Source organism: Aeromonas sp. QDB25 (assembly GCF_027707725.1).
GTDB classification, from domain to species: Bacteria; Pseudomonadota; Gammaproteobacteria; order Enterobacterales; family Aeromonadaceae; genus Aeromonas; species Aeromonas caviae.
On the sequence record NZ_JAPCIZ010000027.1, the window covers coordinates 1 to 23,686 of the forward strand.

The window sequence follows — 23,686 nt, forward strand, 5'->3', positions numbered from 1 at the left end:
GGTCACGAGGCGCCTGGATGGTGACCTCTCCGTGCTGCCCTTTGAGGCGTTTGGTGGAATAGCCATTGCGATTATTGCCGGTGCCACGGCCTTGTGGGGCGTGTTTCTGGTAGCCCAGATGCTCGTCCATTTCGGCATTGAGCGCGGTCTCGACGGTGAGCTTGATCAGCTGTTGGGTGAGGGTGCCGAGATCTTTTTCAGACTTGATGTCTTTGGCCAGCTCAGCAGCCAGAGCTTTGAGTGTGTCTTGGTCCATTTGCTTACCCACGAAGGTATCCTTTTGAAAAAGTTACTTATTCGTGGGCGGTTACACAATTGGATTTACAGGCTCGATGAGTTCTCTCTATCCCCAGACACCACCTTATTTCACGGATTTTATCTGCTCATTCAACTGTTCTTACCCTATGTGCTACCGCTCGTTACGGCGGTAGCCGGACTGTTTCTCTCGCTCACATTTTTATTTTTCAAAGTGAAATGGCGGCTGAGGCTCTCATGGTGGTTATTTCGCTTTGTCGAGCGGCTTCCCATTGTGCAAAAAGGAGGCAAGATTGCTCATCACTATCCTGCTCCGTTTACCTTCCACTGTTTGAGCTGGTTAAAACGTACTTACTTCAAATTTACTGTTTTTATACTGCCTCCCTTGCTGGTCATCATGGCGTCAGAACACATCAAACCTATGGGGGAAGAGCTCGCTAAAGACCAAATCACCCACCTCGAACAAGGCAACTGGCCAGAGAGTAAGGCCCATAGCCAGTCCCCTCTGCTGGGGGATGAACCCCATATCCGCATCGGCTGTAACACCGCCCACTGCGCCTATCGCCTCAAGGGGGGTGACACCCTGATCCTGCGCCTCGACCAGATAACCGAAACCCGCTACCGGCCTGACAAGGCCGCGCCGAAATAGACGGCATGGAGCAGGCGTCCTGACAGGGAGAGCGCCGACCAGGTCATAATGGGTTGTCGTTTGTGACCCTGTTTCGTACTATTGCCCGCCACTGCGAACCCCCTTTTCCGGCCCGGGCGTCACGCACGGCGCGGGCCCACAAACGGATAGCGATCCCATGACATCTCTGACCCACTGCTCGGTGCTGGCGATGACGCTGGTTGCACTGCCCGCCCTCGCCTCCGGTGACGGTGACGGGTGCGGCTTCTGGCTCACCGACTGCCCTCTCCCCACCTATCCGCTCTATCTCAACGAGAACGACACCCGGGGCAACCTGCTGATGCTGCTGGGGGATGCCCAGCATCACCCCCTGCCCTTCACCCTGCCGGCGGATCCGCTGAACGAGCGCAGCCAGCCGCTGTTCTACCTCACCCGCCTCCCCCAGCCGGAGGAGGTGGAGGACCCGGCGCTGCGCGAGCAGCTCGGCAGCCGGCTGGCCGCCTACGACCCGTCTCTCCCCCCGCTGCTCGAGCACTACGCGGGCCACGACTCCCTCTACGGCCACGCCATCTCCAACTCCCTCTCCTCGGTCAGTGCGTTTCTGGACGCCCTCGAGCAGAGCGAGGTGCCCGCCCCGGAGCGCACGTCGCTGCTGCGAAGCCGTCTGCTGATCCTGGGGCAGCAGGAGAGCCCGGCCCCCGCGACCGAAATGAGCGATGCAGCCCTTGAGTGGCAGGGGTATCTGCAGGCCGCCCGGCACTTCTACGAGAGCCGCTTCGAGGAGGCCCGCGCAGGCTTTGCCGCCTTGCAGCAGGCCAAGGCCCCCTGGGTGGCCGAGAGCGCGACCTACATGGTGATGCGCACGGAGATCAACCTCGCGATGAAGGAGGCGAAGGACGAATACGGCGATCAGGACGTGACCAGGAGCGACAAGGAGGCCCTTCGCCGCGCCATGGCCCAGGGTCAGGCCTATCTGGCGGCCTACCCGCAAGGGCGCTACGCCAGCTCGACCAGAGGACTGTTCAGACGCATCCAGTGGATGGCCGGTGATCTCGGCGCCCTGCGGGATGCCTATGACGAGGCCATGGCAACCCGCCAACCCTTGCCGGCGCTGGAGGCCCTGGTCAACGAGATCGATCTCACCCTGCTCAGTGGCGATGCCTATCGCCATCAGGCGGCCTATCAGGACTCGGCCCAGCCGGCGCTGCTGTTCGTCAATGCCCTGCGGGGTCTCAGACCGACCTATGAGCGGCCGCGGGACTGGCAAGATGCCCAGCTGGACGACGCCATCGCGCACCTGCAAAAAACCGGTCACCAGGCGCAGGCGGCCTATCTCAAGGCCTACGCCCTCTTTTTGGACAAGCAGTTCGAGCAGGTGCTGGCCCTGCCCTCCCCGGGGCAGGAGGACGCCACCCTGGCATTCAGCCACCAGATGCTGCGCATCTGGGCCTGGCAGGGCATGAAGGCCTTCGACAAGGCCGAGCAGGCCCTGATGGCACTGGTGGCCTCCCCCCTGGGTCAGGCCCAGCAGGCGTTCGTGGAGAACGTGCTGGCGGATCACTGGGTGCGCACCGGCAACACGGCCGCCATCTTCCAGCCGGGCAGCCCCATCACCCAGCTGCGCATCCGCGCGGCCGTGCTCAAGCAGGAGGCCGAACCCGCCCTGTTGCGCCAGCAAGCCAGTCAGGGCCCGAGCGCGGCGGAGCGGCAGATTGCGCTCCATACCCTGCTGGTGCGGGATCTCATCGCCAGCGACCCGGCCACCTTCTTGCAGGATGTGGCCCTCATCCCCGCCGATTACAAGGAGGCGACCCCTCCCGCCGACGCGCCCTGGGAACCCGTGCCCAACGGGGATGTGCGCCTCTCGGCGTTCCAGTGGCGCGGAGAGGGGACGCCCCAGGGCTACCACTGCCGGGATCTGGCCCAGACCCTTGGCACCCTGGTGCAGCGCCCCGACGATGGTCATGCCCTCAACTGCTTCGGGGAGTATCTGCGCAGCCGGGATCCCCATATCGACCTGTGGCAGGATCGCGAGATGATCTGGGGGCTGGCGCAAGACGAGCGCCCCACGTTCTCGAGTCGCCTCGCCCTCTATCAGGCCGTGATGGCCAACCCCAAGGCGGAGCCCGAAGACAAGAGCTATGCCCTCTATCGCGCCATCCAGTGCTATGCCCCCTCCGGCTACAACAGTTGCGACAGCCAGGAGATCCCCAAACGCACCCGGCAGGCCTGGTTCAACACCCTCAAGCAGCGCTATGGCAACTCGGTGTGGGCCAGATCCCTCAAATACTACTGGTGAGCCATGAGCAGACCCCCTGAACGCGCCCTGCTGGCGCTGCTGCTGACGACCCTGGCCACCCCCCTTGAGGCCAGTGTCGATGCCAGCGCCTATCACGGGTTCTGGCTCTGGTCCGCCACCCGCCACCAGCCGGTACTGGAACAGGCCAGCACCCTCTATCTGCATCAGGGGGAGATCCTGGACAGGCCCGGCGGCTCCCGCTTCGTCAAGCTGGGGCGGGTTCCCTCCCCCCTCAAGGCCGGGCAGGTCTGGCTGGTGGTGCGTGTCAACGCCCTCCCCCTCTCCCCCGCCCACGAGCAGGTGCTGGTGCGCCTCTACGAGGCGTGGCGCGTGGCCGGGGCCAGGGTGGCGGGCATCCAGATCGACTTCGATGCGGCGACCCGCCAGCTCGATCGCTATGGCAACGCCCTGCAACAACTGCGGCGCGCCCTGCCTCCCGGGTGCAAGCTCAGCGTGACGGGGCTGCTCGACTGGGCGAAAACGGGGGACGTGGCAGAGCTCAATCGCCTGCCCGTGGACGAGCTGGTGATCCAGACCTATCAGGGCACGCGCACGGTGCCGGGATATCAGGCCTATCTGCCCGCCATGGCGCACCTGACCATCCCGTTCAAGGTCGGGCTGGTGCAGGATGGGGAGTGGGATCCCGCCTGGCAGACAACACTGGCCGCCTCCCCCCACTACCGGGGCGAGGTGGTCTTCCTGCTCAACCGCCCGGCGCCGATCCCGGGGACCAGCGCCCCTGTTCCCCGGCATGACGCCTACTGAGACGCGGGTGAACCCTATCGGGGCGCCACAAACAGGAAGAGAAACAAGGATGACGTTTGTCGAGATGAACCCCGCCCACCTGCCGCTGGCCCTGCTGCTGGAGGCCGATCCCGCCGCGTCGCGCATCGCCGCCTACCTGCCCGGGGCCTGGGGCTTTGCCGCCCTGGCGGACAACGAGGTCGTGGGGGCCTGCGTGGCGGGCCTGGTGGGGGAGCAAACCGCCGAGATCTTCAACATCGCCGTTGCCCCCAGCCGCCAGCAGCAGGGCATCGGCTCCGGCCTGCTGCGCTTCGTGCTGGAGAACCTGGCCGGGAAGGGGATAGGCCGCGTCGAGCTCGGTACCGGCAGCTTCGGCCACCAGCTCGCCTATTACCAGCGCCACGGCTTTCGCGTCCATGCCGTCGTGAAGGATCACTTCCTCATCCACTATTCCGAGCCCCTGATGGAGCACGGCATCCAGCACAAGGACATGCTGCGCCTCTCCCTCGCACTGGCGCCGGACACCGCCTCCCCCTGACCCGAGAGGGAAGCCCCGCTCTCCCCCTGATGGCCGCCCCCTGTGGTACACTCCGCCATCCCCTGTTTTTGGTAGGCATGCGATGAAATCAGCCCGTCCCCGTCTCTCCCTCTCCGCCCGCCCTGACGCAGGCAGCACGGCCAGCGGGCCCACCACGGTGCACCTATCCCAACGCCGGGAGGCCCGGCACGCAGGGAGCGTCAACGAGCGCAAACCGGCCCCCGCCCCGGCGGATCGCAAGCTGCTGCTCTTGAACAAGCCCTACATGGTGCTCTGCCAGTTCACCGACGAGGCGGGCCGCGAGACCCTCAAGGATTACATCACCGAGCCCGGCATCTATGCCGCGGGCAGGCTGGATCGAGACAGCGAAGGGCTCTTGCTGCTCACCAACGACGGCAAGTTGCAGGCACGCCTCACCCAGCCGGGAGAGAAGACCCCCAAGACCTACTGGGTGCAGGTGGAAGGCATCCCGAGCGAGGAGAAACTGGCGGCCCTTCGCGCCGGTGTGGAACTCAACGACGGCATGACCCTGCCCGCCGGGGCGCGCATCATGGATGACCCTGCGGTGTGGCCACGCAATCCGCCCATACGCGAGCGCAGGGAGATCCCCACCTGCTGGCTGGAGATCAAAATAGTGGAGGGGCGCAACCGCCAGGTGCGGCGCATGACCGCCCACATCGGCCACCCCACCTTGCGCCTCATCCGCTACGCCATCGGGGAGTGGACCCTCGATGGGCTGGCGCCGGGAGAGAGCCGCGCCCTGCCCGCCCCCGAGCTGGCACCCGCGCCACGACCAGCCGCCACACGAGGCAAACCACGGGCATCCGCCACAGCCGGGGGCACTGGCCGCAGTGCCCCCCGCACCGCCCGGCCAACAGATCAGGATCCACCCCAGGGGCGGGACCGCCGCGGGGCAGACCCGCGCCCGGCCAATCGCAGCGGCGGGCGCACCACCGCCCGCCGTCCGGCTCGCACCAAGCCCTCTGAATGAATGCGACAGCGGATCTGCATCGAGCGCCCCCGCCGGGGCAAAGCCAACAAGACAAGGAGTCCTTATGAGCGATCACCCACCGCTGCCCACCCGCCTCACCGTGGCCGCCCTGGTGCACTGGCAGGGGCGTTTCTTGCTGGTGGAAGAGGAGATTGCGGGCCAGCGCCGCTTCAACCAGCCCGCCGGCCACGTGGAGCCGGGGGAAGATCTCATCCAGGCGGCCTGCCGCGAGCTGAAGGAGGAGACCGGGCTCACCGCCGCTCCCACCGGCTGGCTCGGGGTCTACCTCTTCAAACCGGCGGACAGCGAGGCCACCTTTGTGCGCACCGCCGTCATCTTCGACCTTGAAAAGTCGCCCGGTCAGCACCATCCAGAGGATCCCGACGGTGACGTACTGGCCTGTCACTGGCTCAGCCTGGAGGAGATTGCCGAGTGCAAGCCCGCCCTGCGAAGCCCCCTGGTGTGGCTGTGCATCCAGGACTATCTGGCAGGCACCCGCCTGCCGCTGTCGGCCCTCAAGGCCTTTATCTAAGCGCCATTGGACGCTCTTTTTGACGCTATGGGGCCGAGACAAGAAAAACGATTTCCCGCCACCGGGCTTCCAAGGGGAACGGCGGCAGGGAGATGTGACCGGGGGCGCAAAACTCTGGTAGAATACGCCCCGTTTAAACGAACTGGTAACTTCGACTAATGACAGACAACAGCCAAATCAAGGTGATCGTCGGCATGTCCGGCGGCGTGGATTCTTCCGTCTCGGCCTACCTGCTCCAGCAGCAGGGCTATCAGGTCGAAGGCTTGTTCATGAAGAACTGGGAAGAAGACGACACGGACGAGTACTGCTCTGCCGCCCAGGATTTGGCTGATGCCAAGGCCGTCTGCGACAAGCTGGGGATGAAACTCCACACCATCAACTTCGCCGCCGAATACTGGGACAACGTCTTCGAGCACTTCCTGGAAGAGTACAAGGCGGGTCGCACCCCGAACCCGGACATCCTGTGCAACAAGGAGATCAAGTTCAAGGCGTTCTTGGAATTCGCCGCCGAAGAGCTGGGGGCCACCTACATCGCCACCGGCCACTATGTGCGCCGTGACGACAGCACCGGCCGCCCTCGCCTGCTGCGCGGTCTGGATACCAACAAGGATCAGAGCTACTTCCTCTATACCCTGAGCGAAGCCCAGGTGGGTCAGAGCCTGTTCCCGGTCGGGGATCTGGAAAAACCCGAGGTGCGCCGCATCGCCGAGCAGCTGGATCTCATCACCGCCAAGAAGAAAGACTCCACCGGCATCTGCTTCATCGGTGAGCGCAAGTTCAAGGACTTCCTGGCCAAGTTCCTGCCCGCCCAGCCCGGTCCCATCGAAACCGTGGACGGCAAGATCATCGGCGAGCATCAGGGGCTGATGTACCACACCCTGGGCCAGCGCAAGGGGCTTGGCATTGGCGGTCGCAAAGATGCCACCGAAGAGGCCTGGTACGTGGTGGACAAAGAGGTGGAGCGCAACACGCTCGTGGTGGCACAAGGGGAACACCCCCGCCTCTACTCCGACGGCCTGGTCGCGAGCCAGCTGCACTGGGTGGATCGCACCCCCATTCGGGCGCCGCGCCGCTGCACCGTCAAGACCCGTTATCGTCAGGAAGATATCCCCTGCCTGATCCAGCCCATCGACGACGAGACCATCCGGGTCATCTTCGACGAGAAGCAGGCTGCGGTGACCCCGGGCCAGTCCGCCGTCTTCTACGACGGGGAAGTGTGTCTGGGCGGCGGCATCATAGAACAGCGTTTCAGCCATCCGGTCTAAGGGCTGGGCGCTCACGAGCGTCCGCGCTGTACTCCCTTCTCCCCTCGCGGGAGAAGGGTTGGGGATGAGGGGGTAACCACCCTCACCCTGACCCTCTCCCTGAGGGAGAGGGGACAAAGAAAAACAGTACCAGGCAGCGATGCATGATTGGCAACGTCCAGGCCGGATCATGGCATCGGCCGGTGAAAGAACAGAACAGGGCCGTGAAGACATGGCCGACACATTCCAGGCCGGATCATGGCATCGGCCGGTGAAAGAACAGAACAGGGCTGTGAAGACATGGCCGACACATTCCAGGCCGGATAATGGCATCGGCCGGTGAAAGAACAGAACAGGGCTGTGAAGATATGAGCGACAAATTCCAAGACAGAACCATGGCCTTCGCAGGCATCTGCCAGGCCGCCTATCTGGTGCAGAAAGTGGCCCGTGACGGCTCCTGCGACGAAGCCTCCCTGCGCGAGAGCCTGCAAAGCATTCTGGTCACCAACCCCACGCAGCCGCTGGAAGTGTTCGGCAGCCACCTGGCCATTCGCGACGGCTATCGCGCCCTGGTGGAACAGCTGGGGGCCGACGGCAGCCAGAAGAATGCCGAGCTGACCCGCTACGTGGTGAGCCTGATCGCGCTGGAGCGCAAGCTCGCCAAGCGCAAGGACATCCTCAACATGCTGGGGGAGCGGATCAGCCAGATCGGCCGCCAGCAACAGCATTTCGATCTGCTCGACGAGCAGATCCTGGCCAACATGGCGAGCATCTACAGCGACCTTATCAGCCCCATCGGGCCACGCATCCAGGTGGCGGGCACCCCGCTCTTCCTGCAGCAGCCCCTGGTGCAGCACAAGGTGCGCGCCCTGCTGCTCGCAGGCATCCGCGCCGTGGTGCTGTGGCGCCAGCTCGGCGGCAGCCGTACCCAGATCATCTTCGCCCGCAAGAAGATGGTGGAACTGGCCAAACGATTTTAACCCCCACACCAATCATCAGGAGTTCACCCCATGGAGCTGTCCGCGCTGACTGCTGTTTCCCCGATTGACGGTCGTTATGGCGACAAGGCCGATGCCCTGCGCCCTATCTTCTCCGAATTCGGCCTGCTGCGTTTTCGCGTCGAAGTCGAGGTGCGCTGGTTGCAAAAACTGGCCAGCCACGCCGGGATACCGGAAGTCCCTGCCCTGAGCGCGGCCGCCAGTGCCCTGCTCGACGGCATAGTCCAGAGCTTCAACGAGCAGGATGCCGCCCGCATCAAACAGATCGAGCGCACCACCAACCATGATGTGAAAGCGGTGGAGTACTTCCTCAAAGAGAAAGTCGAAGTGAACCCGGAGCTGGCCGCAGTCAGCGAGTTCATCCACTTCGCCTGCACCTCGGAAGACATCAACAACAACTCCCACGGCCTGATGCTGAAAACCGCCCGCGAAGAGGTCATCAAGCCTTATTGCGAGAAGCTGATTTCCGAGCTCAAGCGCCTGGCCGTTGAGTACCGTGACATGCCGCTGCTCTCCCGTACCCACGGTCAGCCGGCCACCCCGAGCACCATGGGCAAGGAGATGGCCAACGTCGCCTACCGACTGGAGCGCCAGTACAAGCAGATCATGGCGGTGGAGATCCTCGGCAAGATCAACGGCGCGGTCGGCAACTACAACGCCCACATCAGCGCCTACCCGGATGTGGACTGGCACCAGTTCTCCGAGGAGTTCGTTACCTCCCTGGGCCTTTCCTGGAACCCCTACACCACCCAGATCGAGCCACACGACTACATCGCCGAGCTGTTCGACGCCATGGCCCGCTTCAACACCATCCTGATCGACTTCGACCGCGACGTGTGGGGCTACATCTCGCTGGGCCACTTCAAGCAGCGCACCATCGCCGGCGAAATCGGCTCCTCCACCATGCCCCACAAGGTCAACCCCATCGACTTCGAGAACTCCGAAGGCAATCTGGGTCTGGCCAACGCCGTGTTCCAGCATCTGGCGAGCAAGCTGCCTATCTCCCGCTGGCAGCGTGATCTGACCGACTCAACCGTGCTGCGCAACCTGGGGGTGGCGGTGGGTTACTCCCTGATTGCCTATCAGGCGACCCTCAAGGGTATCTCCAAGCTGGAAGCCAACGACGCCGCCATGGCCGCCGATCTGGATGCCAACTGGGAAGTACTGGCCGAGCCGATCCAGACCGTGATGCGCCGCTACGGGATCGAGAAGCCCTACGAGAAGCTCAAGGAGCTGACCCGTGGCCGCCGCGTCGATGCCGAAGGGATGCGCACCTTCATCGACACTCTGGAGTTGCCGGAAGCGGTCAAGGTCGAGCTGAAGAAGCTGACCCCGGCCAACTACATCGGCGACGCCCAGCGTCTGGTCGATCTGCTGAAATAAGCGGATAAGTGACACCACCGGGGCCCTGTGCATGATCTGCAACAGGGCCCCGGTTATTTTATGTGGCACCCTATACACCCTTTGCAAGAGGTCTTGCCCGAGGCCAGCCACCGCCTCTGGCAAGACCTCTCTTGACCTTTGTCGAACCCTTTGACGAGAAGATCTATGTACCAACTCAATCTGGATATCGCTCACTTCCTAGAGCACTACTGGCAGAAGCGCCCACTGCTCATCAAGGGCGGCTTCACTGACTTTCAGGATCCCATCAGCCCGGACGAGCTGGCAGGTCTGGCCATGGAAGAGGTGATTGAATCGCGCCTCGTCACCCGCTTCAACAACAAGTGGGAGGCGGCCCACGGCCCCTTCGAATCCTACGATCACCTGGGTGAAGAGAACTGGACCGTGCTGGTGCAAGCCTGCAACCACTGGGCTCCCGAGGTCAACGAACTGGCGCTGCCGTTCCAGTTCATTCCGGGCTGGCGTTTTGACGATGTGATGGTGAGCTTCTCCACCCCTCACGGCGGCGTCGGTCCCCACATCGACAACTACGACGTCTTCATCACCCAGGGCCAGGGCAAACGCCACTGGCGCGTCGGCGATGCCAAGCCCTTGAACGAGTTCGCCGCCCACGCGGCCCTGCTGCACTGCGAGCCGTTCGAGGCGATCATCGACGCCATCATGGAGCCGGGCGACATCCTCTACATCCCGCCCGGATTCCCCCACGAGGGCTACGCCATCGAGCCCTCCCTGAACTTCTCGGTGGGTTTCCGCGCGCCGGACGCCAAGGCCCTTGTCTCCTCCTTTGCCGATCACCTGATCGACAACGAGATCCGCACCGAACGTTACGGCGACCCGGACCTCCAGCCCCGCGCCCGCCACGGGGAAATCCAGCCCCATGAGCTGCACCGCCTGCGGGAGTTGATGCAACAGGCCCTCGACGACGAGACCCTGTTCAAGGAGTGGTTCGGCACCATGATCTCCGAGGCCAAGCACGATCTGGACGTCAATCCGGTGGAGCCGGACTACAGCGCCGACGAGGTGGCCGACCTGCTGAGCCAGGGGGAACCCGCCATCAAGGTGCCGGGGTTGCGCAGCGTCTGGTTCAGCGGCGAGAGCCGCACCTGCTACATCGACGGCGAAGCCTGGACCCTGCCAAGCGAGGATCCGGCCGCCATCACACTCCTGTGCGACAAGGACATCATCACCCAGGACGCGCTGGTGGAACTGGCCGATCAGGCGGGCTTCCTGCAACTGCTGACCCGGCTGGTCAACCGCGGCTACTGGTTCTTCGGCTGATCCAGAGGGCTGCCGCCCCTCCCGACGTGCCGGGAGGGGCGGCGTTTTTTTCCGCTGTAGGCCAACCGGCTCCTGCCTTGCGCTGCTTCGCCCTGACGCCGCGGGAGGGAGTGACTACACTGGATGACGGCCAACGGCATCGGGCCGGATCGCCCCCGCAATGGGGCCCTGTTGTTTGTCATTTAACAACATGGGATCGGGCAGGATGCGAGGCCAGAAATGGGAACCAAATGGCCTCAGTTGCGGAAAATCAATTATTTTAGCCCCTAAAATGAGCTGTGAGCGAAAACGTTATCTTTCAAATTGAGGCCGTTTTCGCTCAAAACGTTGTTTCTGGATCATAAAAAGTATCCAAAAACTGGTGTATATTGCACGGCGGAAATTCCTTAACCATGAAGACTGACATGAAAAAGACCAAAATCGTCTGCACCATCGGTCCCAAGACCGAATCCAAAGAAATGCTGGGCAAGATGCTGGATGCCGGCATGAACGTCATGCGCCTGAACTTCTCCCACGGCGACTACGCCGAACACGGTGGTCGCATCAGCAACCTGCGCGCTGTCATGGCCGAAACCGGCAAGCACGCAGCCATCCTGCTGGACACCAAGGGTCCGGAAATCCGCACCATCAAGCTCGAAGGCGGCAACGACGTCTCCCTGGTCGCCGGCCAGACCTTCACCTTCACCACCGACCAGACCGTGGTGGGCAACAAAGACAAAGTCGCCGTCACCTATGCCGGTTTTGCCAGCGACCTGCGCGTCGGCAACCGCATCCTGGTTGACGACGGCCTGATTGGCCTGGACGTCATCGAAATCACCGAGCGCGAAGTGATCTGTAAAGTGCTCAACAACGGTGACCTGGGCGAAAACAAGGGCATCAACCTGCCGGGCGTCTCCATCAAGCTGCCGGCCCTGGCCGAGAAAGACAAGCGCGACCTCATCTTCGGTTGCGAGCAAGGCGTTGATTTCGTTGCTGCCTCCTTCATTCGCAAGAAAGAAGACGTGCTGGAAATCCGTGAGCACCTGAAAGCCCACGGCGGCGAGAACATCCAGATCATCTCCAAGATCGAAAACCAGGAAGGCCTGGACAACTTCGACGAGATCCTGGCTGTCTCCGACGGCATCATGGTTGCCCGTGGCGACATGGGTGTCGAGATCCCGGTAGAAGAAGTGATCTTCGCCCAGAAGATGATCATCGAGAAGTGCAACAAAGCCCGCAAAGTGGTCATCACCGCCACCCAGATGCTGGACTCCATGATCAAGAACCCGCGTCCGACCCGCGCCGAAGCCGGCGACGTGGCCAACGCCATCCTGGACGGTACCGACGCAGTCATGCTGTCCGGTGAGTCCGCCAAGGGCAAGTACCCGCTGGAAGCCGTGACCATCATGGCCACCATCTGCGAGCGTACCGATGCCGTGATGCCGTCCAACCTGTCTGCTGCCAACGACAGCAACAAGCTGCGCATCACCGAAGCGGTCTGCAAAGGCGCGGTAGAGACCTCCGAGAAGCTGGACGCCCCGCTGATCGTGGTTGCCACCGAAGGCGGCAAGTCTGCCAAGGCCATTCGCAAGTACTTCCCGAAAGCCTGGATCCTGGCCATCACCACCAACAAGAAGACCGCTGCCCAGCTGGTGCTGACCAAGGGTGTGGTTGCTCACGTGGTTGACTCCATCGCCTCCACCGACGACTTCTATCGCATCGGCAAAGAAGCCGCGCTGGAAATCGGCATGGGCGTGAAGGGTGATGTGGTTGTCATGGTCTCCGGTGCCCTGGTACCGAGCGGTACCACCAACACCGCCTCCGTTCACGTACTGTAATCAGTCCTGAACCGATGAAAGCGGCGCCTGCGGGCGCCGTTTTTTTTTATCTCTCCCCCTGCTGCCCCTCTTGCGCCGGTGCTAGAATCCACGCGGATTTTACCCTGGTGGAAAATCCCCCGAACATCGCATAATCACCCGGACGCTTTATGCTCTCAACACGCTTCAAAAGAGCCTCGGCCACCCTGCTGCCGCTGCTCTGTTTACTCATCACCTTCTGGACCCCGAGCACCCTGGCGCAGGATCTGCCCCAGCGCGCCACCGTGCAGCGGGCGCTCGACGCCCTCGGCAAGTCGGACACCCCCACGGCCAGCCAGCAGGCGGACCAGAAGTTCCTGACTGACACCCTCTCCCTCCTCGACAGCATCGACAAGGAGAAGAGCAAGGCCAAAACCCAGAGCGAACGCCTGCGCACCCTGCCGGCAGAGCTCAAGGAGATCGGCGCCAAGCTCGACGCCCTGACCCAGGGCAAGAGCCCGGAGCAGCTCAAGAGCGAATACGCCACCATGAGCCTGGCGGAGCTCGATGCCCGCCAACCCGAGATCATGGCCAACATGCAGGCGGCCCAGGAGGCCCTTGGCACCATCGGCAGCCAGATCACCAACCTGCAGACCCTGCCGGAGCGGGCCCAGGCCAGCATGAGCCGCGCCTATCAGCGCAGCCAGGAGATCCGCACCCGCCTCAACGCCGGGGACGGGGTGAGCAGCGCCGAGAAAATGAAGCTTAATGCCGAACTGGCCCTGCTGGATCTGCAACTGGCCAACCTGCAAAAGGAGCTGGACAACCGCACCAGCATGCAGGACCTGGTGGTCAAGCAACGGGACTACCAGAGTGCCCGTCTCGCCAGTGAAGAGCAGAAACTGCAGGCATTGCAGGAGCAGAGCAGCGCCAAGCGCCTGGGGGACACCGAGAAGACTGCCGAAGAGACCGGCGAACTGGTGGCCGCCGAAGACAACCCCCTGGTGCAAAAAGAGCAGGAGCTCAACTACCAGCTCAGCCAGCAACTCATCAGCTCCACCAACAGCCTCAACACCCTGGCCCAGAAGAACCTGCAGGCGAAGAGCATGCTGGAGCGCGGCACCCAGACCGAGCGCAACCTCAACGAACAGGTACAGATGCTCAAGGGCAACCTGCTGCTCTCGCGCATCCTCTATCAGCTCTACCAGCAACTGGAAGCGGCCCCCTCCACCCTGGTGAAGAACCTGGAGGAGCAGATCGCCGACCTGCACCTGGCCCAGTTCGAACTGAGCCAGCAGCGTGACCAGCTGTTCCAGAAGAACCAGTATCTGGACAACCTCATCGCCAGCAGCGGCGAGACGGTGAGCGACGAAGACAGGGCCAGCCTTGCCAAGCTCATCGACACCCGCATCGGCCTGCTGGATCAGCTCAACCGCCAGATGGATGCCCAGCTCACCAACGCCATCAGCCTGCAACTGACCCAGCAGCAGCTGACCCGGGTCTATGCCTCCATCGAGTTCACCCTGCAGCAGCACATCTTCTGGGTGAGCAGCAACAAGCCCATCGATGCCAAGTGGTTCATCACCTGGCCGGCCCAGGCCTTCAAGCAGGCCTCCGACTGGGTGCTGAAACCGGACTGGAGCGGCTGGGGCGACATGCTGCTGGCGGTCTCCCTGCTCTCCCTGCCGCTGCTGCTGGTGGGCGGCCTGCTGCTGTGGAAGCGCGGCACCCTGCTCGAGCGCCAGAAGAAGATCGTCAAGGATCTGGGACGTTTTCGTCAGGACAGCCAGTGGCACACCCCCCGTGCCCTGCTGTTCACCGTGCTGCAACGCCTGCCGGGCACCCTCTTCATCCTGGCCGCCGGCCTGCTGCTCGCCTATTGCGGCCTGCTGAGCCCGAGACTCATCTTCCAGATCACCCTGAACCTGGCCCTCGGCTATCTGGTGTTCAGCGTCTACCTGTCTGTGATGCGACCGGGGGGCATCGGCGAGACCCACTTCCGCATGCCGCGGGACGAGCTGCAGGCCAAGCGCAACAGCATGCGCTACCTCTGGCTGCCCCTGCTGCCCCTCATCATGCTGTCGACCAAGGCGGTGGTGGAGCCCTCCTCCCTTGGCAACGACGTCATCGGTCAGGGCATGACCATGCTGCTGCTGGGGCTGACCGCCTACCTGGTGCTGCCCATCTCCCGCGCCCGCATCAAGGGCGAGGCGAGCATGTTGCAGACCCTGACCGCCGTCGCCCTGGCGCTGGCGCCGGTGGCCCTGATGGTGCTGGCAGCCCTTGGCTACTACTACACGGCCCTGAAACTCACCGGCAGGCTCATCGAGTCCTTCTACCTCATCATCATCTGGGGTCTGGTCTATCGCACCGCCCTGCGCGGTCTTGAGCTGGCGGCCCGTCGTCTGGCCTATCGCCGCGCGGTCGCCAAGCGGGAACACAAGACCCAGGAGGATGCGGAAGGGGGCGAAGCCATCGAAGAGCAGCCCATGGATCTGGAAGAGGTCAGCCAGCAGTCCCTGCGTCTGACCCGCATCATGCTGCTGCTGGTGTTCGGCGTCGCCTTCTACTGGCTCTGGTCTGATCTGGTGGCGGTCTTCACCTACCTCGACAGCGTGGTGCTGTGGCACAAGAGCGAGGGGACCGGGGCCAACGCCGTGCTCTATCCCATCAGCCTGAGCGACGTGCTGACCGGCCTCTTCGTGTTTGGTGCGGCTCTGTCGCTGGCCCGCAACCTGCCGGGCCTGCTGGAGGTGCTGGTGCTCTCCAAGCTGCGTCTCGCCCAGGGCACGGCCTACGCCTTCACCACCATGCTCAACTACGCCCTGATCGGGGTGGGCAGCCTGACGGCGCTGGCCATGCTGGGGGTCCAGTGGGAGAAACTGCAGTGGCTGGCCGCCGGTCTCTCGGTCGGTATCGGTTTCGGCATGCAGCAGATCGTCTCCAACTTCATCTCGGGCATCATCATCCTGTTCGAGCGCCCGGTGCGGATCGGCGACACCGTCACCATCGGCACCATCTCGGGCACGGTCAACAAGATCAGGATCCGCTCCACCACCCTCACCGACTTCGACCGCAAGGAGGTGATCATCCCGAACCAGCAGCTGATGATAGAGCGGCTCATCAACTGGTCCCTGTCCGACACCGTCACCCGGGTCATCGCCCGGGTCGGGGTGGCCTATGGCTCGGATCTGGATCTGACCCGCAAGCTGTTGATGCAGGCCGCCATGGAGAACAGCCGGGTGCTGAAAGACCCGGCCCCCATCGTCTACTTCCTCACCTTCGGGCCCAGCACCCTGGATCACGAGCTGCGCTTCTTCGTGAGCGAGCTGGGGGATCGCAACCCGGCCATCGACGAGCTGAACCGCCGCATCGACGTGCTGTTCCGCGAGCATGGCATCGAGATCGCGTTCAACCAGATGGACGTCTACATCAAAAACATGCAGGGAGACGAACAGAAGGTGGAATCCCGCCCGGCGCTGCCGCCGGCGGGGAACCAGCCCGTCTGATCCCGCCCGCTTCACAGGCCCCGTCACGGGGCCTGTTTTTTTCTGCCCGCCCCCCGCCTTGGAAAGCGCAGATCGCCCCCAATATAGGGAAGACAACGGACTGTCTGCACGAGGAACCCAATGGACTCTCTCTACGCCGTGGTGCTCTTTGCCATCTCGGCATCGGTCACCCCCGGCCCCAACAACATCATGGTGATGAGCGCCGGCGCCAGCGTCGGGATACGCAAGAGCCTGCCCCTGCTCATGGGGATCTGCGTCGGCTTCACCCTGATGCTGTTGCTGGTGGGGCTGGGCTTTGGCCAGCTCTTTACCCGCTTCCCCGAACTCCACATGTTCATCAAGTGCGCGGGCACCCTCTATCTGCTCTATCTTGCCTGGCTCATCGCCCGCCCGACGGACGGGATGACTGACAGCAACGGGGCCCGCCCGTTCGGCTTTTTCAAGGGTGCCCTGTTCCAGTGGGTCAATGCCAAGGCCTGGGTGGTTGCCACCGGCGCCATCGCCGCCTTCACCAGCGCGGGGAGCGACCCCTTTGAGCAGCACCTCGTCATCGCCCTGACCTTCTTCATCGTCTCTTTCCCCTGCGTCGGACTCTGGCTCCTGTGCGGTTCCCTGCTCAAGCGCTGGCTGGCAAACGATCTTGCCCGTCGCCGCTTCAACCAGGTGATGGCAGCCCTGCTGGTACTGTCAGTGGTGCCCGTCATTCGCGAGATCCTGATCCCCGCCTGAGACGCCGGGACTCCCCTTTCCCTTGACCCGACGGATGGCCGTCGCAAAGGAGATGCAATGCAACAAGTGGTCTATGTGGCCAACCCGGTGAGCGGGTTGATCCATGTGTTTCGCCTCGAAGCAGGCACCCTCGCCCCGCTGCAGGAAGTGCAGACCGGCGGCGAGGTGCAGCCCCTGGTCATCAGCCCGGACCGGCGCTGGCTCCATGCGGGGGTGCGCCCCGATTTTCGGGTGCTGAGCTTCCCCATCGCCGCCGATGGGCGGCTCGGGGCCCCGACCTCGGCGCCACTGCTCGGCAGCGCCTCCCACACCTGCACCGATGGGAGCGGCCGCCTTTTCTTTGCCGCCTCCTACGCCTTCAACCACGTCACCGTCTCCCGCCAGGATCAGGCGGGCCGGATGCAGCCCCCTCACCAGCGTCTCGACCACCTGATGGCGGCCCACTCGGTCACCTGGCTCCCGGGGCAAAACGGGGAGCAGGATCTGCTGGTGGCCTGCCTGAAAGAGGACAGGGTGCGCCGCTTTGCCCTGGTGGACGAGAGGCTGGTTCCCCATCCGTTGGGGGACATTCACACCGCCCCCGGCGCCGGGCCCCGCCATCTGGCACTGCACCCGGACAACGGCGATCTCTATTGCCTCAACGAACTCGACGCCACCCTCAGTCGCTACCACAGGGAGGCGGACGGACAGATAGTGGCGCGCGAGAGCCTGGACATGCTGCCCCCAGGCTATGAGGGGGAGCGCTGGGGCGCCGACCTGCACCTGACCCCGGATGGACGTTTTCTCTACACCAGCGAACGGGCCAGCAGCCTGCTCACCCTGTTCGGCGTCTCCCCCCAAGATGGCGCCCTCACCCCCCTCGGCCACTTCCCGACCGAGGCCTGTCCCCGGGGCTTTGCCATCGACCACAGCGGCCACTGGCTCATCGCGACCGGGCAGCAATCCCATGAGGTGGCACTGCATGCCATCGACCCCGAAAGCGGCCAGCTCACCCCGGGCCCACGGAGCGAGGTGGGCAAGGGGGCCATGTGGGTGAGGGTGCTCGCCCTCCCCTGAGATGGCAAAAAACGGGCATAAAGAAAGCCATGGCACTGCCATGGCCTGCGTGAGCCGGCCCCCTCAGGAGCCGGTCACCTCCTTCAGGAAACCGGTGAAACGCTGCCAGGACTTGGCATCGGCATCGGCGCGGTAGTTGTCCGAGCCAAAGACGCTGAACGCGTGGGGGGCGCCGCTGTAGCTGGTCGCCTCGTGCTTCACCCCGGCGCTCTCCAGCTCGGCCACCAGCGCCGCAAACTGACCCAGAGAGACCGCCTCGTCGGCGCTGCCGTGCTGGACAAGCAACTGTCCCTTCGCCTCTTTGTAGTCCTGCCCGGCCGGGGTCTCCAGCCCGCCGTGTACGCTCACCACCCCTTTGAGATCCGCCCCGCTGCGGGCCAGCTCCAGCACGGCGGCGCCGCCAAAGCAGTAACCGAGGGCCACCGCATTGTCGAGCCGCCCCCCCTGCCTGCCCGCCTCCGCCAATCCCCCTTGCAGCAGGGTGCGCATCCTGGTCCTGTCCTGATAAAGGGCCCCGGTGAGGCGCTTCTTGTCTTCCACCGTGCCCGGCCTGACCCCGGCACCGAACAAATCTACGGCAAAGACACTGTAGCCCAGGGCCACCAGCATCTCGGCCCGCTTGATCTCGTAACCGTTGAGCCCGTCCCAGTCGTGCACCAGCACCACCAGGGGGGCATCCTTGTCGGCACCCGCCAGGTAATACCCCTCGAACGGCTTGCCTTCGACCTCGTAGCGCACCGCACCGGCCTCGGCCGCGCCGCTCCCCATCAGCCCCAGCAGGGCCAGGATCCATGCCCTCTTCATCCTTTCGTCCTCTCCCGTCAATGGTGCCCCTGAGTGTAGCCGCTTCACATGGGAGCCCGGGTTCAGTGGTACGCAGGCAAAAAAAGAGAGGCCACCCGAAGGTGGCCTCTTTTTCATCATCTCAACGTACAGCAAGCCAGGCGCTTAATCCTTGGCGCTCTCCATGGCACCCGTTTCGGAGTGCTGGGGCAGGATGAGGTTCAGCAGGATCGCCGCCACCGAGGCCAGCCCCACGCCCGCCAGGGCGAAGTCGCCGATCTTCATCTCCAGGGCACCGACACCCACGGTCAGGGTCACCGCCACGATGGCGATGTTGCGGGACAGCCCCAGATCCACCTTGGACTCCACCAGGGTCTTGAGACCGATGGCGGCGATGGATCCGAACAGCAGCAGCATGATGCCGCCCATCACCGGCATGGGGATGGAGGTGAGCAGGGCGTTGAACTTGCCGAAGAAGGCCAGAATGATGGCGAACACCGCGGCCCAGGTCATGGTGACCGGGTTGAAGTTGCGGGTGATCATCACGGCGCCGGTCACTTCCGCATAGGTGGTGACGGGGGGGCCACCGATGAAACCGGCGAAGCAGACGCCGATGCCGTCACCGGCCAGGGTGCGGTGCAGGCCCGGATCCTTGGTGTAGTCCTTGCCGGTCACCCCGCCGATGGCCAGCACGCCGCCGATGTGCTCGATGCAGGGGGCGATGGCCACCGGCAGCATGAAGAGGGCCGCGGCCCAGTTGATCTCCGGGGTCTCGAAGTGGGGCAGCGCCAGCCAGGGGGCGTTGACCATGCCGTCGAAACTCACCTGGCCCATCAGCACGGCAGAGACATAACCGGCGATGACACCGCACAGGATGGGGATGAGCTTGATCCAGCCCTTGCAGAACACGGCGGCAATCAGGGTGACCGCCAGCGAGATCCCCGCCAGGGTCAGCGCCGTGGTGGCAGGCACCACCTGCTCACCGCCGGCACGGCCCATGGCCATGTTGCAGGCTACCTGGGCCACCGACAGGCCGATCACCATGATGACGGGACCGATGACCACGGGGGGCAGCAGCTTGTGCACGAAGCCCATGCCACGAGCGCGGATGATGGCCGCCAGGATGAAATACATGAAGCCCGCGGCAAACAGACCGAACATGGTGGAGGGCAGGCCCCAGGTCTGGGTGGCATAGATGATGGGGGCGATGAAGGCGAAGCTGGAGCCGAGGAAGATCGGCACCTGACGACGGGTGCAGAGCTGGAACAGCAGGGTGCCTACACCGGCGCCAAGCAGGGCCATGGAGGGGTTCAGACCGGTGAGCAGGGGCACCAGCACCATGGCACCGAAGGCGACAAACAGAATTTGCAGCCCGGCGACGCTTTGCTTGACCAAGGAAAACATGGGTATCCTTAATTTTTTGATAACTGACAGGGATATTTGACACTTTTCAGTCATCACAAGACGTTTTCAAGGCAGCCAACGGACCAAACGGCGTCATTTGTTGCCTTTTACTGCTTGGGGAGGGCATGAAACTGGCTTTTTAGGCGGGATTCGCTGCTACAAGCATCGAGGAAGCGATTTTACGCACTTTTATGGCCAACGCCAATCGTTTTTCCGGCGAGTTGACATGACAAGGCTTTCAACTGGTCGACGCAGATATCACCCCAACCCCCTCTCTATACTCGAAGGCGTGACCCCACACCGACAAGGAGTTCCCCATGTCACTGCCCTCGTTCAAACCCAGCCAGCGCCGGCTGCTGCTGGGCTCGGCCATCGCCCTGGCCCTGTTCGCCACCCCGCTGAGCTATGACTTCGATCACCACCAGTGGCAGGCAAACCAGGCCCATGCCAAGTCCTGCTTCATTGCTGGTACCCGCATCCTGATGGCCGATGGCTGCGAACGCCCCATCGAGACCCTGCGGATCGGCGATCGGGTGCGGGACAGGCACGGGCAGAGCAACCGCATCCAGGCCATCGAGCGGGTGGCGCTGGGGGGGCGCAGGCTCTACGGGCTCAATCATCTGCCCCCCTTCTTTACCGCCGAGCACCCCTTCCTCACCACCCGGGGCTGGGCGGCCATCGCACCGGCCATGACCCGCACCGAAAACCCGGCCCTCGCCGTGCTGCCGCTCTTTATCGGCATGCACCTGCTGGGTTGGTCAGAGGGGGGCAGCGCGGGCAACCTGGCGCTGGCGCCGCACCCTGTCGAACTGCCGGTGGCCTCCCTCTCCTGGGTTGATGCCCCGCCCGCCACGGCGCTGTTCAACCTGATCCTCGATGGCAGCCACAGCTATGTGGCCAATGGGCTGATCGTGCACAACAAAGGGGGGGATGGCGGCGGCAACAGTGGTAGCGGAGGCGGCAACAGCGGCGGCGGAGGCGGCAACAGCGGCGGCGGAGGCAGCAACAGCGGCGGCGGAGGCAGCAACAGCGGCGGCGGAGGCAGCAACAGCAGCGGTGGGGGCAATAGTAGCCACAGTGGAAACAATAGTGGAAATGGAGGCGATAGTAGCCATAACGGAAACAATGGCGGGGACGACAGCGGCCACGGCGGCGATGACCGTGGTCAGGGCGAACATGCCGGTGGCGACCAGCACGCTGGCGGCGATCGCCACGGCGGTGGCGACAAGCATGCAGGCGGGGAGCGTCATGCCGGTGGCCGGGTGGACGACAACGGCGTGGACGCCGTCGACGCCAATGGCAACAAGCTTCGAGGCGATGGCAGCGTGGATGACAACGGTGTGGACGCCGTCGACGCCAATGGCAACAAGCTTCGAGGTGATGGCAGCGTGGATGACAACGGCGTGGACGCCGTCGATGCCAATGGCAACAAGCTTCGAGGCGATGGCAGCGTCGATGACCGCCTGGTGCCCCCGCCCGCTCAATAGGTGGCAGCGTCCTGCCCCGCACACACAGCAGGGCGGAAAACAGAGAGGGTGGCCTGGGCCACCCTCTCTGTTTCTATGGCATCGTCATGCCCGCGACACGTGCGGGCAGGTCGCACCTCAGACCCGGCGATAGGGCAGGTAGACCGGCTCCCACATATGGCTCAGGATGTGCTCTTGCAGATCCTGACCGATGAGCGGATGGGAGGGATCCCGGCGCACGATATCCTTGAGCACTGCGGTCGCCACGTGCACCGAGATGTTGCGCAGCTCGCTGATCCTCGGGTAGACGGTGCCCCGGGCGAGATCCGCCTCGCTCACGCACTCCGCGAGCGCAAAGGCGGCGGTGGTGAAGATGTCCGGGCTTATCTCGCGGATCTGGCTGACGATGGCCGCCAGCCCCACGCCGGGGAAGATGAAGACGTTGTTGCCCTGACCGATGCGATAATCCTGCCCCTCATGATGCACGTCCTTGAACGGGCTGCCGGTGGCGACGATGGCGCGCCCCTGGCTCCAGCGGAAGATGTCTTCCGGCAGGGCCTCGCAGTTGGCGGTGGGGTTGGAGAGGGGGAACACCATGGGGCGCTCGCAGTGAGTCAGCATCAGCTGGATGTGCTCCTCCTGGAAGGCGCCGCCGGCGCCGCTGGTGCCGAGCAGCACGGTGATGGGCACGTGGCGCAGCACCTCGGTCAGCCCCGCCTTGCCCTGCAGATCCCACTGGGCCAGCAAGAGGCCCGGCTTGGCGTAGCGGCGCTTGTACTCATCCAGCCCCTCGCGGTTGTCACACACCAGCCCCTGGGTATCCAGGATATAGATGCGATCCCGCGCCGCCTGCGGGTCAAGCCCCTCGCGGATCATCCCCGCGCAGATCTGATCCGCCACCCCGACCCCGCCAGCCCCGGCCCCGTAGACCAGGTAGTGCTGCTGGCCCAGGGTTTCCCCCTTGGATTTGACGGCCCCTATGATGCCCGCCAGCACCACGGCCCCGGTGCCCTGGATGTCGTCATTGAACGACGGCAGCGCCTGCTGGTAGCGGGCCAGGTTGTTGAAGGCGTTGGACTTGCTGAAGTCCTCCCACTGCAGCACGGCGTTGGGGAAGTGGCGCTTGACCCCGGCCACGAACTTGTCGATGAAGTCGTCGTACTCCTTGCCGCGAATGCGCCTGTGGGGCTGCCCCAGGTACATGGGGTCATCCAGCAGCGCCTGGTTGTCGGTGCCCACGTCCAGCGCGATGGGCAGGCAGCAGGCGGGGTGGATGCCCGCCCCCAGGGTATAGAGGGCGAGCTTGCCGATGGGAATGCCCATGCCCCCCACCCCCTGATCGCCGATGCCGAGGATCCCCTGGCTGTCGGTCACGACGATGATGCGCACCGCCTTGGCATCCATGTGGCGGGCGAGGGAGCCCATGTCATCGACGTTCTTCGGGGTGATGTAGAGGCCGCGCGGCTTCTGGAAGCGGTGGCTGAACTCCTGGCACGCCTTGCCCACGGTCGGGGTGTAGATGTAGGGGGTCATCTCCTCCACGTGGCGGGACAGGAGGGCGTAGAACAGGGTTTCGTTGCGATCCTGCAAGGCTCGCAGGTTCTGGTACTTCTCGATGTCGCTGCAGGCGCTCAGGAAGGCCTCATAAACCCGCTCCAGCTGGGCTTCGAAAGTCTGCACCTGGGGCGGCAAGAGGCCGCCCAGCTCAAAATCGGCCCGCTCCTGTTCGGTGAAGGCGGTACCCTTGTTGAGGTTGCGATCGTTGAGCAGATTGGTGCCCGTCAGCGCAACGGGGCGAAAATCGTGACCCTGTGCATCTTTCCACAGCAGATATTGTCCGGTAGCCATAGTCATTCTCTTTGATTTACATGAAGTTGCCATCAGGCAGGAGAGCAAGACTCAGAATGCTGGGGATCATATGACGTTTGCCGATCCGGTTTTGTGAGCTTGGACAAACCCTGCGGCCAAAGGCGCCTTTGCCGGGACAGCCGAAGGTTGCTCCCACGCCCGCCTTGGCGCAAGATCCCGACACGCCCCTGTGGGCATCCCTTTGCGA

The 23,686-nt window shown here is 63.8% G+C and carries 19 protein-coding genes; 15 read left to right on the forward strand and 4 right to left on the reverse strand.

Annotated features, from left to right (window positions below; genetic code table 11):
• Positions 1-256: transposase (locus PG883_RS11310; protein WP_270807224.1), on the reverse strand; the 256-nt coding region annotated here is incomplete at its 3' end.
• Positions 257-280: 24 nt separating this feature from the next.
• Here PG883_RS11310 and PG883_RS11315 point away from each other — a divergent pair.
• The 14 genes from PG883_RS11315 to pgl all read left to right on the forward strand — a co-directional run bounded on the left by PG883_RS11315 (position 281) and on the right by pgl (position 17,977).
• Complete coding sequence (locus tag PG883_RS11315) at positions 281-904, forward strand: hypothetical protein (protein ID WP_270807222.1); 624 nt, start codon at positions 281-283, stop codon at positions 902-904.
• Between the two features lie 157 nt (positions 905-1,061).
• The gene (locus tag PG883_RS11320; RefSeq protein WP_128296851.1) at positions 1,062-3,182 is read left to right on the forward strand and encodes a hypothetical protein; all 2,121 of its coding nucleotides are present in this window, start codon (positions 1,062-1,064) and stop codon (positions 3,180-3,182) included.
• A 3-nt stretch (positions 3,183-3,185) separates the two neighbouring features.
• Positions 3,186-3,947 carry a DUF3142 domain-containing protein gene (locus PG883_RS11325; protein WP_201896717.1) on the forward strand — a complete coding sequence of 254 codons (762 nt, stop codon included), beginning with the start codon at positions 3,186-3,188 and terminating at the stop codon, positions 3,945-3,947.
• Positions 3,948-3,996: 49 nt separating this feature from the next.
• Positions 3,997-4,464: a GNAT family N-acetyltransferase gene (locus PG883_RS11330; protein ID WP_201896716.1), complete on the forward strand. Its 468-nt coding sequence runs from the start codon at positions 3,997-3,999 to the stop codon at positions 4,462-4,464.
• Positions 4,465-4,546: 82 nt separating this feature from the next.
• On the forward strand, positions 4,547-5,455 hold the full coding sequence (locus PG883_RS11335; protein WP_201896715.1) for a pseudouridine synthase: 909 nt from the start codon (positions 4,547-4,549) through the stop codon (positions 5,453-5,455).
• Between the two features lie 64 nt (positions 5,456-5,519).
• The gene (locus tag PG883_RS11340) at positions 5,520-5,987 is read left to right on the forward strand and encodes an NUDIX hydrolase (RefSeq protein ID WP_270807223.1); all 468 of its coding nucleotides are present in this window, start codon (positions 5,520-5,522) and stop codon (positions 5,985-5,987) included.
• Between the two features lie 158 nt (positions 5,988-6,145).
• Positions 6,146-7,252 (forward strand): tRNA 2-thiouridine(34) synthase MnmA, encoded by a 1,107-nt coding sequence (mnmA, locus tag PG883_RS11345; RefSeq protein ID WP_010673619.1) that lies wholly within the window; start codon positions 6,146-6,148, stop codon positions 7,250-7,252.
• Between the two features lie 347 nt (positions 7,253-7,599).
• Positions 7,600-8,211, forward strand: a complete 612-nt coding sequence (hflD, locus tag PG883_RS11350; RefSeq protein ID WP_010673618.1) for a high frequency lysogenization protein HflD — start codon at positions 7,600-7,602, stop codon at positions 8,209-8,211.
• 30 nt (positions 8,212-8,241) lie between these two features.
• The gene (gene purB / locus PG883_RS11355; protein ID WP_128297276.1) at positions 8,242-9,612 is read left to right on the forward strand and encodes an adenylosuccinate lyase; all 1,371 of its coding nucleotides are present in this window, start codon (positions 8,242-8,244) and stop codon (positions 9,610-9,612) included.
• 165 nt (positions 9,613-9,777) lie between these two features.
• Entirely contained in the window at positions 9,778-10,908 is a 1,131-nt protein-coding gene (locus PG883_RS11360; protein ID WP_128297277.1) for a ribosomal protein uL16 3-hydroxylase, read from the forward strand.
• Positions 10,909-11,312: 404 nt separating this feature from the next.
• Positions 11,313-12,725 (forward strand): pyruvate kinase PykF, encoded by a 1,413-nt coding sequence (gene pykF, locus PG883_RS11365; protein WP_010673615.1) that lies wholly within the window; start codon positions 11,313-11,315, stop codon positions 12,723-12,725.
• A 149-nt stretch (positions 12,726-12,874) separates the two neighbouring features.
• Positions 12,875-16,192, forward strand: coding sequence for a mechanosensitive channel MscK (gene mscK, locus PG883_RS11370; RefSeq protein ID WP_053288265.1), 3,318 nt, complete (start codon positions 12,875-12,877; stop codon positions 16,190-16,192).
• A 120-nt stretch (positions 16,193-16,312) separates the two neighbouring features.
• Positions 16,313-16,921 (forward strand): LysE family translocator, encoded by a 609-nt coding sequence (locus PG883_RS11375; RefSeq protein WP_128297278.1) that lies wholly within the window; start codon positions 16,313-16,315, stop codon positions 16,919-16,921.
• A gap of 57 nt (positions 16,922-16,978) precedes the next feature.
• On the forward strand, positions 16,979-17,977 hold the full coding sequence (gene pgl, locus PG883_RS11380; RefSeq protein ID WP_201896714.1) for a 6-phosphogluconolactonase: 999 nt from the start codon (positions 16,979-16,981) through the stop codon (positions 17,975-17,977).
• A gap of 63 nt (positions 17,978-18,040) precedes the next feature.
• Here the strand turns inward: pgl and PG883_RS11385 are convergent, their stop codons facing one another.
• Together PG883_RS11385 and PG883_RS11390 are read right to left on the reverse strand one after the other, a co-directional pair.
• Positions 18,041-18,781: a dienelactone hydrolase family protein gene (locus PG883_RS11385; protein WP_128297280.1), complete on the reverse strand. Its 741-nt coding sequence runs from the start codon at positions 18,779-18,781 to the stop codon at positions 18,041-18,043.
• A 144-nt stretch (positions 18,782-18,925) separates the two neighbouring features.
• Entirely contained in the window at positions 18,926-20,164 is a 1,239-nt protein-coding gene (locus PG883_RS11390) for a uracil-xanthine permease family protein (RefSeq protein ID WP_041213272.1), read from the reverse strand.
• A 317-nt stretch (positions 20,165-20,481) separates the two neighbouring features.
• Here PG883_RS11390 and PG883_RS11395 point away from each other — a divergent pair, with 317 nt between their 5' ends.
• On the forward strand, positions 20,482-21,651 hold the full coding sequence (locus PG883_RS11395; protein WP_201896713.1) for a Hint domain-containing protein: 1,170 nt from the start codon (positions 20,482-20,484) through the stop codon (positions 21,649-21,651).
• A 117-nt stretch (positions 21,652-21,768) separates the two neighbouring features.
• On the opposite strand, the gene PG883_RS11400 is transcribed toward PG883_RS11395, so the two are convergent.
• Complete coding sequence (locus PG883_RS11400; RefSeq protein ID WP_010673606.1) at positions 21,769-23,478, reverse strand: NAD-dependent malic enzyme; 1,710 nt, start codon at positions 23,476-23,478, stop codon at positions 21,769-21,771.
• Positions 23,479-23,686 lie beyond the last annotated feature (208 nt).